This is a genomic window from Aquimarina latercula DSM 2041, from assembly GCF_000430645.1.
Lineage (GTDB): Bacteria > Bacteroidota > Bacteroidia > Flavobacteriales > Flavobacteriaceae > Aquimarina > Aquimarina latercula.
The window spans coordinates 104,707-118,141 of sequence record NZ_AUMK01000013.1; the positions used below are offsets into that span (position 1 = coordinate 104,707).

At 33.7% G+C, this 13,435-nt stretch carries 9 protein-coding genes; all 9 read left to right on the forward strand.

Annotated features, from left to right (window positions below; all coding sequences use genetic code 11):
- Positions 1-30: 30 nt before the first annotated feature.
- The 9 genes from sov to H526_RS0113290 all read left to right on the forward strand — a co-directional run bounded on the left by sov (position 31) and on the right by H526_RS0113290 (position 13,412).
- Positions 31-7,161 (forward strand): T9SS outer membrane translocon Sov/SprA, encoded by a 7,131-nt coding sequence (gene sov, locus H526_RS0113250; protein ID WP_027393448.1) that lies wholly within the window; start codon positions 31-33, stop codon positions 7,159-7,161.
- A 162-nt stretch (positions 7,162-7,323) separates the two neighbouring features.
- Positions 7,324-7,704, forward strand: a complete 381-nt coding sequence (gcvH, locus tag H526_RS0113255) for a glycine cleavage system protein GcvH (protein WP_027393449.1) — start codon at positions 7,324-7,326, stop codon at positions 7,702-7,704.
- 34 nt (positions 7,705-7,738) lie between these two features.
- Positions 7,739-8,089 carry a VanZ family protein gene (locus H526_RS29135; protein WP_211237838.1) on the forward strand — a complete coding sequence of 117 codons (351 nt, stop codon included), beginning with the start codon at positions 7,739-7,741 and terminating at the stop codon, positions 8,087-8,089.
- A gap of 153 nt (positions 8,090-8,242) precedes the next feature.
- Positions 8,243-8,968, forward strand: coding sequence for an energy transducer TonB (locus tag H526_RS0113265; protein ID WP_027393450.1), 726 nt, complete (start codon positions 8,243-8,245; stop codon positions 8,966-8,968).
- Between the two features lie 112 nt (positions 8,969-9,080).
- Positions 9,081-9,824: an energy transducer TonB gene (locus H526_RS0113270; protein ID WP_027393451.1), complete on the forward strand. Its 744-nt coding sequence runs from the start codon at positions 9,081-9,083 to the stop codon at positions 9,822-9,824.
- 109 nt (positions 9,825-9,933) lie between these two features.
- A complete protein-coding gene (locus tag H526_RS29140) occupies positions 9,934-10,677 on the forward strand; it encodes an energy transducer TonB (RefSeq protein WP_027393452.1) in 744 nt (247 codons plus the stop codon).
- 228 nt (positions 10,678-10,905) lie between these two features.
- Complete coding sequence (gene cyoE, locus H526_RS0113280) at positions 10,906-11,808, forward strand: heme o synthase (RefSeq protein WP_027393453.1); 903 nt, start codon at positions 10,906-10,908, stop codon at positions 11,806-11,808.
- The gene (locus tag H526_RS0113285; RefSeq protein ID WP_027393454.1) at positions 11,799-12,380 is read left to right on the forward strand and encodes a cytochrome c oxidase subunit 3; all 582 of its coding nucleotides are present in this window, start codon (positions 11,799-11,801) and stop codon (positions 12,378-12,380) included. The genes cyoE and H526_RS0113285 overlap by 10 nt, the downstream gene beginning before the upstream one ends.
- 48 nt (positions 12,381-12,428) lie before the next feature.
- Complete coding sequence (locus tag H526_RS0113290) at positions 12,429-13,412, forward strand: cytochrome c oxidase subunit 3 (RefSeq protein WP_027393455.1); 984 nt, start codon at positions 12,429-12,431, stop codon at positions 13,410-13,412.
- Positions 13,413-13,435: the final 23 nt, after the last annotated feature.

A 13,435-nucleotide genomic window follows, 5' to 3' on the forward strand; every position in this document is an offset into this window, starting at 1 on the left:
AGTTCATTACATTCCTTATATTTTAAATTTTTGAAAAGACTAGTTTGTTTAATCGCACTATATGGGGGAGTACTTTTCGGTCAAGAGAATGAAACAGTAAGAGATTCCACAAGTACTACATTTTCTTTAGGAGAAATTTCTTTACCAGATCCTAATAGTATAGTTGCCAAGTATGAGTATGATCCAATAACAAATCGCTATATATATCGTGAAATGTTAGGGTCGTTTAATGTTAGGTATCCCTTATTTCTTACTCCAGAAGAATTTGAAGCTCTAGTTGAACAAGAACAAAGAAGAGATTACTTTAAAGAAAAAATAAGCGCTTTTAGTGGAAAAACAGACGGGAGCGAAGAGAAGCGTAAAAATCTTCTCCCTATTTTTTATGTAAACTCAAACTTTTTTGAATCGATTTTCGGCGGAAATGAAATTGAGATAATACCCCAGGGATCTGTTGAAATGGATTTGGGAATTTTGTATACAAAACAAGATAATCCAGCGTTTTCACCAAGAAACAGAAGTAATTTTACGTTTGATTTTGATCAAAGAATTAGTCTTAGTTTGTTGGGTAAAGTTGGAAAAAGATTGCAGATTACCGCAAATTACGATACAGAATCAACCTTTGATTTTCAAAATCAAATAAAGTTAGAATATACTCCTACGGAAGATGATATCATAAGAAGTATCGAAATTGGTAATGTTACAATGCCAATTAATAACTCATTAATTCAAGGATCTCAGAGTCTTTTTGGAGCAAAACTTGGATTGCAGTTTGGTAAAACTAGTGTTACTGCTGTATATTCTGAACAAAGGTCAGAAACAAGATCCGTAAATGTTCAGGGAGGAGGAACCGTAGAAGATTTTGAAATTTTTGCTTTAGAGTATGATGATAATAGGCACTACTTTTTATCTCATTATTTTAGAGATACTTATGATCAAGCTTTAACTAATTATCCTTTTATTAATAATAATATTCAAATTACTAGGATAGAGGTTTGGTTAACGAATAGAGCTACGAGTGCACAAACGCTAACAGATGCGAGAAATATTGTTGCAATTCAGGATTTAGGAGAATCTCCTGATACGGGTAATTTTACAATACCAGTTTCTTTGTTTAATCAGCCAGCAGGATCTTTTCCTGATAATGGAAATAATGATTTAGATCCTTCTGCAATAGGTCCTGGAGGACCTATTACGGATGCTGTTCGTCAGATACCAACTGTGCAACAAGGTTTTACAGGTGCAATCTCAGGATTTAACGAGGGATTTGATTATGCGGTTTTAGAAAATGCGCGACAATTAAATCAAAGCGAGTATACGCTAAATACACAATTGGGGTATATATCTTTAAATCAAAAATTAAATAACGACGAAGTTCTCGCTGTTGCTTTTCAATACACCGTTGGAGGAGAAGTGTTTCAGGTAGGGGAGTTCGCAAATGATGGTGTGGATGCTACTATCGGAGATGATTCAGGTACTGGTATTGAAGCAGGTTCTAGTAATAGTTTGGTAGTGAAAATGCTAAAAAGTCCTATAACTAATGTAGATCTTCCGATTTGGGATCTGATGATGAAAAACATCTACAGTACAGGAGCTTTTAGATTAAATTCAGAAGATTTTAGATTAAATATAGTGTATACCAATCCGTCTCCAGTGAATTATATTACACAGGCAGAGGGTGCAACAACAGTGCTTCCTGATGATGTTGCAGAGACAAGGTTGTTGAGTGTTTTTAATATGGATAGGTTAAATCCTAATAATGACCCAGTGCAGGGAGCTGATGGTTCGGGAGATGGTTTCTTTGATTATGTTCCTGGATTAACCATTGATCCAGAAAATGGAAGAGTGATTTTTACAACCGTAGAACCTTTCGGACAGCATCTTTTTAATAAATTAGATAATGACGGAATTACTAACCCTGATGATTATAATAATCCATTAAATTATAATGGAAATCAAAGTAAATATGTATTTAGAGAATTATATACAGAGACAAAAGTAATAGCAGATCAACAAGCTGCCGAAAATAAATATTTTCAACTAAAAGGTAGGTATAAATCCTCTGGGCAAGATGGAATACCTTTAGGAGCATTTAATGTTCCGCAGGGATCTGTTACGGTTACTGCAGGTGGAAGAACGCTACAAGAAGGTGTAGATTATACTGTAAACTATCAATTAGGTAGGGTTAATATATTAGATGAAGCCCTATTGGCTTCTAATACTCCAATTCAGGTTTCTACCGAAAATAATGCTGTGTTTGGACAGCAAACTAAACGTTTTACAGGAGTTAATATAGAGCATAAATTCAGTGATAATTTTATTCTTGGTGGAACCTATTTAAATCTTAATGAAAGGCCGATTACTCAGAAATCTAGTTACGACTTTGAACCTATAAACAATACCTTGTTAGGTTTTAATGTTAATTACTCTACGGAAGTTCCATTCCTAACTAGGATGGTTAATAAGTTACCTAATATAGATACAGATGTACCTTCTAATGTTTCTGTTAGAGCAGAAGGTGCTTATTTGATTGCTGGTGCTCCCAAAGGTGCGGATTTTGGAGGGAAAGTAACGACTTATATAGATGATTTTGAAGGAGCGCAGACACAAATTGATGTGAGTTCTGCATTATCTTGGGAATTATCTAGTGTGCCAATTGGTTTTGATTCTAGAAGTAGTGATGCAGTTCTAGATGGAATTGAATCAGGATTTAGAAGAGCAGATTTATCTTGGTATACAGTTGATCCCATATTTTATACAAATGATAGGCCTAGTGGTATTTCCGATGAAGATGAAGAATTTAATCCAGCAAGAAGGGTTTTTTTAGATGAAATTTTCCCTGAAACAGATAGGCCGCCTGGACAGACATTGTCGTTATTCCCTTTAGATCTTCATTATAGACCATCAGAACGTGGTCCTTATAATTATAATGATCAAGCTGCTTCTGATAATATATTACCGAATCCTGAAGATAATTTTGCAGGAATAACTCGTCAATTGACATCTACTAATTTTGAACAATCTAATGTTGAGTTTATAGAATTTTGGTTGATGGATCCATTTTTTGATCCGGGAGATGGTCAAGAGCCATTAACTCAAGCTACAAGTGGTACAATTGTTTTTAACCTTGGTAATATTAGTGAGGATGTTTTAAAAGATGGAAGAAAGCAATACGAAAATGGACTCCCTGCAGATGGCACGGATACTGATACTTCTCCTACGGATTTTGGTAAGGTTCCGGTTAGTCAATCTTTGATTTATGCGTTTGATTCAGAAGGTCAAGCAAGAGTAAATCAAGATGCTGGATATGACGGATTGAGTGATGCAGAAGAAATAGCTTCATTTCCCAATTTCGATCCTAATGATCCGGCAAATGATAATTACAGATATTTTTTGCAAGCGGAAGGAGATATAGTGCAGCGCTATAATGATTATAATGGTACACAAGGGAACTCGCCAACCAGCGTTTCTAATGAAGATAGGGGTAATACTACGTTTCCAACAGCAGAGGATGTGAATCGCGATAATACTATGAATACTATCGATAGTTATTTTGAGTACGAAATACCAATCTTCCCTGGCATGGGTGTAGGTAATGATGTACCTGATATAAATGAAAGATCAATTCTTAATGGTGTAAATAGACGAACTAGGTGGATTCGTTTTAAAGTTCCAATTTATGAGCCTACGAATGCTAGGAATATTAGTGATTTTAGGTCTATCAGGTTTATGCGTATGGTAGTTACTGATTTTGATGAGCCGGTAATATTAAGATTTGCGACGTTGGATCTTGTTCGAGGAGATTATAGAAGGTACGTTCAGCTTGGAAATGTTACGAATGATCCTACAAGTGGATTAAATATTTTTGGGGATAATGAAGTCTTGGTAACTTCTGTTAGTGAGGAAGAGACTTTTAATTATGTGACTCCTCCTGGAGTAAGAAGGGAAGAGTTGATAAATAATAATACCACAATAAGAGAAGATGAAAGATCATTAGCTTTAACAGTAAATGATCTACAAACTGATGATTCTAGAGGTGTTTACAAGAATTTTAATGTAGACATGCGTCAATATGAAAACCTTGAGCTATTCTTACATGCAGAAAACCTTTCTGGGCAATCTTCATTAGCAAATGATGAGTTAGTCGCTTTTGTAAGGATGGGTAATGACTTTACGAATAACTTTTATCAGATAGAATTACCGCTTCAAGTTTCTGATTTGAATACAAGGGTTCCTGATCAAGTATGGCCTGAAGGGAATAGATTAAACCTTCCTTTAGAATTCCTTCAGGAAGTAAAAGCCACAGTAATAGGAGATGGTTCTTTAAATAGTTCAAATCTTAACTTTTTTGATGGACCAAATAATCTAAGAGTTGGAATAAAAGGAAATCCAAATTTTGGTGATATTCAGGTGATGATGGTTGGAGTTAAGAACGCTAGTAATACAAATGAATCTGGTTCTGTTTGGTTTAACGAAATGCGTTTAAGTGATCTTAAAAACCGTGGAGGTTGGGCTACTGTGGGTAGTATGGATGCTAATATAGCTGATTTTGCAACCGTTAGTGCTTCTGGTAGGATTAGTACAATAGGTTTTGGGGGTATAGAACAAGGACCAAACGAACGAAGTATTGAAGATGTTAAACAGTACGATCTTACTACCAATGTAAACTTGGGTCAATTACTACCTAAGAAATGGGGATTACAAGTGCCTTTTAACTATAGTAGAGGAGAAGAGTTAATTACACCACAATATGATCCAGAATTTTTAGATTTAGAATTACAAGATAGGTTGGATAATGAGACAGATCCGGAAGAAAAAGAAAGAATAAGAAGACAATCTGTAAATTATACAAAAAGACAAAGTTTTAATGTTATAGGGCTTAGAAAAGATAGAACTGGTGATAGTAAGCCAATGCCTTATGATGTAGAAAATTTAGCTTTTTCGGGAACATACAATCAAACTGATCATCATGATTTTGAAATAGAAAATTCATTGGATCAGAGTGTTCGTTTAGGTGGAACATATGATTTTAGTTTTCAGCCGAAAGAAGTTGAACCTTTTAAAAAGATAAAGTTTTTAGGTAGGAGTAAGTATTTTGATTTAATTAAGGATTTTAACTTTAATCTTTTGCCGACTAGTATTTCAGTTAACTCTAATATTACCAGACAGTTTAATGAGCAAGTGTTTAGAGATATAACACTAGGCCCAAATGATTTAAGGTTGCCTGCACTTACTCAACGTAATTTCTTGTTTGATTGGCAATTCGGTATTAATTACAACTTAACAAAATCACTTAATTTTAGTTTTAATTCGGCGAATAATAGAATTGTAAAGAATTTTATCGATGATGATGGTAATGTAGATGATTCTATTGGTGTTTGGAGTGGTTTGTTTGATGTAGGAGATCCCAACTTCCATAGTCAACAGTTGCAGGTTAATTATGAGATTCCTTTTAATAAAATTCCATTGTTAAAATTCTTGAGAACAACATATTCTTATTCTGCAGATTTTCAGTGGACTAAAGGAAGTGAAGCTCTGAAGAATCTGGATGGGATACCTGATTTGGGTAATACAATACAGAATGCAAATATTCATACTGTAAATGGTTCTTTAGATATGGGAACCTTGTATAAATATGTTGGTTTAACCAAGAAGAAACCTGGAAGGAATAGAGCAAAGAAAAAGAAGCAATCAAAAGAAGCTGATGGTAAAGATACTGCTAAACCGGCTTTAGCTGATTCCAAGAAAAGAACTAAAAAGAAATCTGGTAAACTTACTATAGGAGATAAAGTGCTTAATACTGCAATAGGTCTGGTGACTGCGGTTAAGAAAGTTAATATTAATTATCAACAGGATAACGGTATTTTCTTGCCAGGTTATGTTCGTGAACCAGGATTTGTTGGAACTTTAAAACCTACGGTTGGTTTTACATTTGGTAGTCAAGCAGAGATAAGGGATTTAGCTGCAAGAAATGGATGGTTAACCTTGTATCAGGATTTTAATCAGCAATATCGAGAGGTAGAAGGAAGACAATTGAATATACAGGCTTCAGTAGACTTGCTTAAGGATCTTAAGATAGATATTAGTGCCAATAGAAATTATTCCGAAACATATACGGAGAATTATAGAGTTAATTTAGATGTAGAGGATAATTTTGATGGGAACATGAATTTAGATAATCCATATTCGTCTTTAACAGGTAATACTTTTGGTAACTATACTGTTTCCACTTTGTTAATTGGGACTGCGTTTAAGAAAAGTGACGAGTTTAACTCAGAAACTTTCGATAAGTTTCGAGAAAATAGGCTCATTATAGCAAGGCGTTTAGCGCTGGAAAGAGGAATAGATCCAGGAACTGGAAATAATTTTCCGGTTGGTCTAGGTCCTACGAATCAAGCGGTTCTTTTGCCTGCGTTCCTAGCAGCGTATACAGGAGCAGATCCTCAAAATGTTCAGAAAGGAGCATTCCGAGATGTTCCTCTACCTAATTGGGATATTAAATATACTGGTTTGATGAACTTAAAATGGTTTAAAAAACGTTTCAAGAGGTTCTCAATGGCACACGGATATCGCGCTAATTATACGATTAATCAATTTCAGACAAACCTAGAATTTAATCCTAATAATCCAGATGAATTAGATCAAGGAGATAATTTTAAGAATCCTGAATTATATGCTAATGTTAATCTTACGGAGCAATTTAGTCCATTGATTAGGCTAGATATGGAAATGAAAAATTCTATAAAAATTCTTGCCGAATGGAAAAAAGATCGAGCGCTTTCACTAAGTTTTGATAATAATTTACTTACGGAGATTCAGGGTAATGAATATATTATAGGTCTTGGGTATAGGGTGCAAGATCTAACTTTTGTTACTAAGATTGCTGGGAAAAAGACTACTTTAAAAAGTGATCTTAATTTTAGAGCTGATTTATCATTGCGTCAGAATGAAACGATAATTAGATATTTAGATATAGATAATACGCAAGTTACTGCGGGACAGGATATATATGGTATTAAGTTTACCACAGATTACGCATTAAGTAAAAACTTAACGGCGTTACTGTTTTATGATCATACTTTTTCTAAGTATTCAATTTCTACAGCTTTCCCGCAAACTACAATTAGAGGAGGTTTTACATTAAGGTATAATTTTGGAAACTAATAAGGATAGATTGTAATATATTAGAAAAGATTTGTTGCTTTTTTTCTATTCAATCAGTGAATAATTAAATTTTTATAAATTTTAAAGCTGTTTTTCTAAAATTTGATAAAATAAATTTATTTTCGTCTTCAAAATAATAACAACATATAAATACTATTTCGGATGAATATTCCTTCAGAATTAAAATATACAAAAGATCACGAATGGATCAAGATTGATGGAGATATAGCTACAGTAGGGATTACTGATTTTGCACAAGGTGAATTAGGTGATATCGTTTATGTAGAAGTTGAGACAGTTGGTGAAGAGCTGGAGCAAGAAGAAGTTTTTGGAACAGTAGAAGCTGTTAAAACAGTTTCAGACTTATTTCTACCATTAACAGGAGAAATCACAGAATTCAATGAGACTTTAGAGAGCGATCCTGAATTAGTTAATAATGATCCATATGGTGATGGTTGGATGGTAAAAATTAAAATAGCAGACGCATCTCAAATAGATGATCTTTTATCTGCTGATGGGTACAAAGAGCTTATCGGTGCGTAGATATTTGCTTGTGCTAGCGGTATTGTATACCTGTGTGATAACTTGGTTATCTTTAGCAAAAGTTTTTATTCCAATTGATATTAAGGTTGAAGGAAGTGATAAAATCGGACACTTTTTAGCATATTTTGTATTTGCAATTGTTTGGTTTTTACCTTTCTTTTTTTCAAGAAAGCAACCAATGAGTTTTTCAAAGAGTTTATGGTTATCAGCTATTTTTGGATTCCTGTTTGGATTGTTAATGGAATTTTTTCAAGCTGTATTAACAAGCTACAGAAATTCTGATTGGAATGATGTTTTAGCAAATACTTCTGGCATTATTTTGGCAGTAATAGTAATGGTAGTGCTTAAAAATAAATTAGTTAGCTTTAGGATGAAAGTGTCGTAAATATTGATTTTGTGGCATTTTACACGTTTTATGAAGTAGATATGATGTGTGCTTAAAAGTTAAAAAATGGATTTTTAGGTTTACATTTTTACGTTTAATTGGAAATTACAAAAGAAATTAGCTATTTTAGCAATCATATAATAACATTGTAGTATGGAACCGAAGAAAAATCCGAAAGCAGATTTGACCAAAAAAAGTGCCTTATTTTTACAATTGGGACTAATTTTAGTTTTGTTTGTCACTTGGCAAAGTATAGAGTGGAAAACCTATGATAGAAGTAATATCGACATAGGTCAAGTTAACCTTGATGAATTAGAGGAAGAGGAAGTTCCTATTACTCAAAATTTAAATACTCCACCACCTCCACCACCTCCACCACCAGCACCAGAAATTATTGATGTTGTTGAGGATGAAGAAGAGGTAGAGGAAACTATTATAGAATCTACGGAAACTAATCAGGAAGAAGAGATTGTTGAGGTAGAAGAAGTAGAAGATGTTGAAGAGGAAGAAGAAATTGCGGACGTTCCTTTTGCTGTAATTGAAAACGTACCAGTTTTTCCAGGTTGTGAAAAAGAAGCTGGTAATACTGCAAAGAAGAAATGTATGAGTGATAAGGTTAAGAAATTTGTTAACCGTAAATTTAATACAGAATTAGGAAGTGAACTAGGTCTTTCTGGAGTGAACAGAATATATGTTCGTTTTAAAATTGATAGAACTGGTAAGATTGTTGGTGTTCAAGCGAGAGGACCACACCCAAGATTAGAAAAAGAAGCTCAAAGAGTTATAAAAATGTTACCTAAAATGACACCAGGTAAGCAAAGAGGTAAAGCAGTAGGTGTACTGTATTCTTTACCGATTGTTTTCCAGGTTCAGGATTAAGTAAAATACTTTTTTAAAATATTAGATCCCCTTTGTAATTTTTGCAAAGGGGATTCTTTTTTTGGTATGCTTGTTGTGTTTAGAATTAACTGTAACGTTAAAACTAAATAATATGAGTAACAAGCATGATGCTAATGTGCGAAAGGGTACATTGGTAAACTTTCAGATTGGACTTGTAGCAAGTCTATTATTCACTTATGTGATGTTTGAGGTGTACACCTCACAGCCTATCAATAAAGCTTCAGATAAAGAAGTAGTTTTAGAAGATGAGTCATTTGTTTGGGATGGAGCATTTGAGGTTTATCAAGAGCCAGAGCAAAAAGTGGTTGCACAAAAGAAACCTGTGCCTATTCCGGATCCAACGGATTTTGAAGTTGTAGAAGATGATGTGACTTTAGATGATGTAGCGGAAGAGTTTAAGAATGAAGAGCCTGAGGAGACAGCTTCATTTAATCCGGATGCAATAGAGGATAAGGAAGAGGAGGAAATTCCTGAGAATGTACCTTTTTCAGTAGTAGAGGATGTGCCTATTTTTCCTGGTTGTGAACGCTTAAAAACGAATAAAGAAAAAGCAGCCTGTTTTTCTGAGAAGATTAGTAAAATCATTTCTAGAAAATTTAATACGGGTATAGGAAGTGATTATGGACTTAGTGGAGTGCAGAGAATATATGCTTTATTTGATGTGGCAGCAGATGGTACGATTCAGAATATACAAGTAAGAGCCCCACATCCAAAACTAAAAAAAGAAGCAGAGAGAGTAATTCGTTTATTTCCAACAATGACTCCTGGAAAACAACGTCAAACACCAGTGACGGTAAAATATCAATTGCCTATAGTATTTAAGATTCAGGATTAAGTATAGTTGATATATAATATGAGAATCCCGTTACGATAATCGTAAACGGGATTCTTTTTTGGTATGCTTGTTGATCCAGATTTTAATTGTAACGTTAAAACTAAATAGTATGAGTAACAAGCATGATGCGAATGTACGAAAAAGTACATTGGTAAACTTTCAAATTGGGCTTATAGCAAGCCTATTATTCACTTATGTGATGTTCCAGACATATACTTCTATTTCTGTTGTAGATCCTCCTGATGTTGCCTCTAACGAAAAGGAAGATGTAAGTTTTACAATGGATGTTTTTAAGGTCGAAGAAAAGACTGAGAAAAAGGTTGTAGTTAAAACAAAAACGATAAAAGAGCCGGATTGGATAAAGCTAAAAAAGGTCGATGATGATATTGTTTTGCAAAAGTTTGAAAAAGCACTAATCGAAGAAGGAGGTGATTCAAACTCTAAAGAAGTTCCGGTTGATTCTATTTCTGATGTAGTTGATAAAGAGGAAATTATTTATGACATTGATAAAGTTGCAATAGCACCTATTTATCCAGGATGTGAAGGTTTAAGTACTAATGATGAAAGAATATCTTGTCTTTCTGGTAAAATTAAACGAATCGTTTCAAAAAAGTTTAATGCTGATCTAGGAGCAATTTATGGTCTTAAGGGTTTGCAAAGGATTCACGTTCAGTTTCAAGTGGATAAAGATGGTGTTATAAATGAGGTTATGGTTAGAGCGCCACACCCGGCTTTAGAAAAAGAAGCAAGAAGAGTAGTGAAAAAATTCTCGAATATGAGACCTGGGAAGATAGGAAAAGAGCCTGTTAAGGTTAAATATATTTTACCAATTACATTTAAAATTCAAAATTAAGTTTTAAAAACCCATTTGTCTTGGATAGATGGGTTTTCTTTAAAAGTGTATTTTTTCTAAAAGTTAATCATGCTTCATAATTAGTCTTTTAATTAAGGTTAAATGACTGTATTAAGATAAAACAGTTGTTAAAAGGTGAATTATAAATAGTTATAAGTTGTCTATAATCCATTTAAGGCATATCTTTGCACAACTTTTTTAAAAAGACATTTAGTTAACGTGCAAAATTTGAGTATAACCCAAGTCGATACTGCCAAAGTTTCTGTTATTCAGGATTTTAAAGAGATCACTAAAATGCGTTTGGCATTAAGTGTAGTGTTCTCTTCTGTAGCTGGTTATCTTTTAGGAGTAGATACTATTTCTTGGAGTACACTGCTGCTTTTATCAATAGGAGGATATTTTATGGTTGGAGCCTCTAATGCCTTTAATCAAATTATAGAGAGAGATTTAGATGTTTTAATGGATAGGACCAAAAATAGGCCTATTCCATCTGGAAGAATGTCTGTTAATACCGCATTTATTATAGCAGCGGTTTTTACTATTTCTGGTATTTCCGTGCTGTATTTTATTAATCCTCAAACAGCAATGTTTGGTGCGATTTCTATATTTATTTATGTAAGTCTATATACACCGTTAAAAACGAAAACGCCTTTGTCTGTATTTGTAGGCGCTATTCCTGGTGCTATTCCGTTTATGTTAGGTTGGGTTGCAGCTACTAATGATTTTGGAATAGAACCTGGCACCTTGTTTATGATACAATTTTTTTGGCAATTCCCTCATTTTTGGGCAATAGGTTGGTTCTTGTTTGATGATTATAAAAAAGGAGGTTTCTTTATGTTGCCTACCGGTAAAAGGGATAAAAGTACAGCAACGCAGATTGTTATATATACTGTTTGGACAGTAGTAACTTCACTAATACCAGTGTTTGGTGTTACTGGTAAATTATATATTACTCCTGTTTCTGGAGTTTTGATACTAATATTAGGAGCTTTTTTATTGCGATATGCAATTCGTTTATATAAAGTCAAAGATGCTAAGACAGCAAAACAATTAATGTTAGCTAGTGTGTCTTATATTACATTGTTACAGATTATATATGTAGCAGATAAATTTATTCGTGCATGGATTTAACCCAAGGAACAACAAGCGAAAAACAAAAAAGAGCAAAAAAGACCATGATGTGGTTTGCTATGATTAGCATGACCATGACATTTGCTGGTCTTACCAGTGCTTATGTAGTAAGTAAAACAAGAGAAGATTGGTTAACAGACTTAGTTTTTCCAAATGCTTTTATTTTAAGTGTATTGATAATTATAGCTAGTAGTATATCCTTTTTTCTTTCTAAAAAGGCTATTGATAATGAAAACCGAGGTTTAGCAACATTATTATTGTTAACTACATTTGGTTTAGGAGTACTGTTTGTTTTTATGCAGTTTCAGGGCTTTGAAGATATTATGTCACAAGGCTATTATTTTACAGGGCCATCTGCTAACATTGTTCCAACTTTTTTGTATATCATTGTAGTATTACATATAGTTCACGTAATTGTTGGGCTACTAGTACTTTTAGTCGTAATTTATAATCATTTTAAACAAAAGTATAAAAGAGGGCAAACCCTTGGTTTAGAACTGGGTGCTATGTATTGGCATTTCGTAGATGTTTTGTGGGTTTATCTCTTTTTATTTTTATATTTCGTGAGATAATAAAATTGATTACTTTTGTGGAAAATTTAACAATACCAAATTCTTTATATGGAAACAACTGTTACTAATACAGGTACAGAAGGTAAAACTTGGGGCGGAGGCAATCAACCACTCAAGGCGAGTTATGGTAAGATGATGATGTGGTTTTTTATCCTGTCTGATGCGCTTACATTCTCTGGGTTTCTTGCTGCTTACGGTTTTTCAAGATTTAAATTTATTGATTCATGGCCAATAGCGGATGAAGTGTTTAATCACTTTCCGTTTCTTCATGGTGTAGATGCACCAATGTACTATGTTGCATTGATGACATTTATATTGATATTTTCTTCTGTAACTATGGTGTTAGCCGTTGATGCTGGCCATCAAATGAAACAAAAGAAAGTAATACTATATATGTTCCTTACTATTATCGGAGGAGCTATTTTTGTTGGTTCACAGGCGTGGGAGTGGAAAAATTTCATTAAAGGAGAATATGGTGCTGTCGAAACAAAGGGTGGTCAAATACTACAATTTGTTGATAAAGATGGTCATAGAGTGGCATTACATGATATTGCTGTAGTGGATAATCACAAAGAAAGGCTTCAGCATGAAAGTAAATTGGGTGTTTGGTATGATAAGGAAGGTACACTACCTACATATACTGTTGATGAGATCAGAGAAGGGTTTTCTAAAAGAAGTGATCTTCTTATAAGAACGCAGATACTTACTGAAAAAGGAGAAAAAACAATATTATCTAGAGAAGAATCTTTACGAAGATTGAATACGGATGCTGTTGGTATCGTAGAAGGAGCTAACCTAGTTCATAACGAGTACGGAACACCTCTATTTGCTAACTTCTTTTTCTTTATTACTGGATTCCATGGATTTCACGTATTATCAGGTGTTGTAATTAATATCATCATATTTTTCAATGTGATTTTGGGAACATACGAGAGAAGGAAGAACTATGAAATGGTCGAAAAAGTAGGGCTTTATTGGCACTTTGTAGATTTAGTTTGGGTATTCGTATTTACGTTCTTCTACCTAGTTTAATAATTAAAAGAATTTATAATAGA

Coding starts and splice junctions, on each gene's coding strand:
- gcvH (WP_027393449.1), top strand. CDS start 7,324: ATGAATATTCCTTCAGAATTAAAATATACAAAAGATCACGAATGGATC.
- H526_RS0113265 (WP_027393450.1), top strand. CDS start 8,243: ATGGAACCGAAGAAAAATCCGAAAGCAGATTTGACCAAAAAAAGTGCC.
- H526_RS0113270 (WP_027393451.1), top strand. CDS start 9,081: ATGAGTAACAAGCATGATGCTAATGTGCGAAAGGGTACATTGGTAAAC.
- H526_RS29140 (WP_027393452.1), top strand. CDS start 9,934: ATGAGTAACAAGCATGATGCGAATGTACGAAAAAGTACATTGGTAAAC.
- H526_RS0113285 (WP_027393454.1), top strand. CDS start 11,799: ATGGATTTAACCCAAGGAACAACAAGCGAAAAACAAAAAAGAGCAAAA.
- H526_RS0113290 (WP_027393455.1), top strand. CDS start 12,429: ATGGAAACAACTGTTACTAATACAGGTACAGAAGGTAAAACTTGGGGC.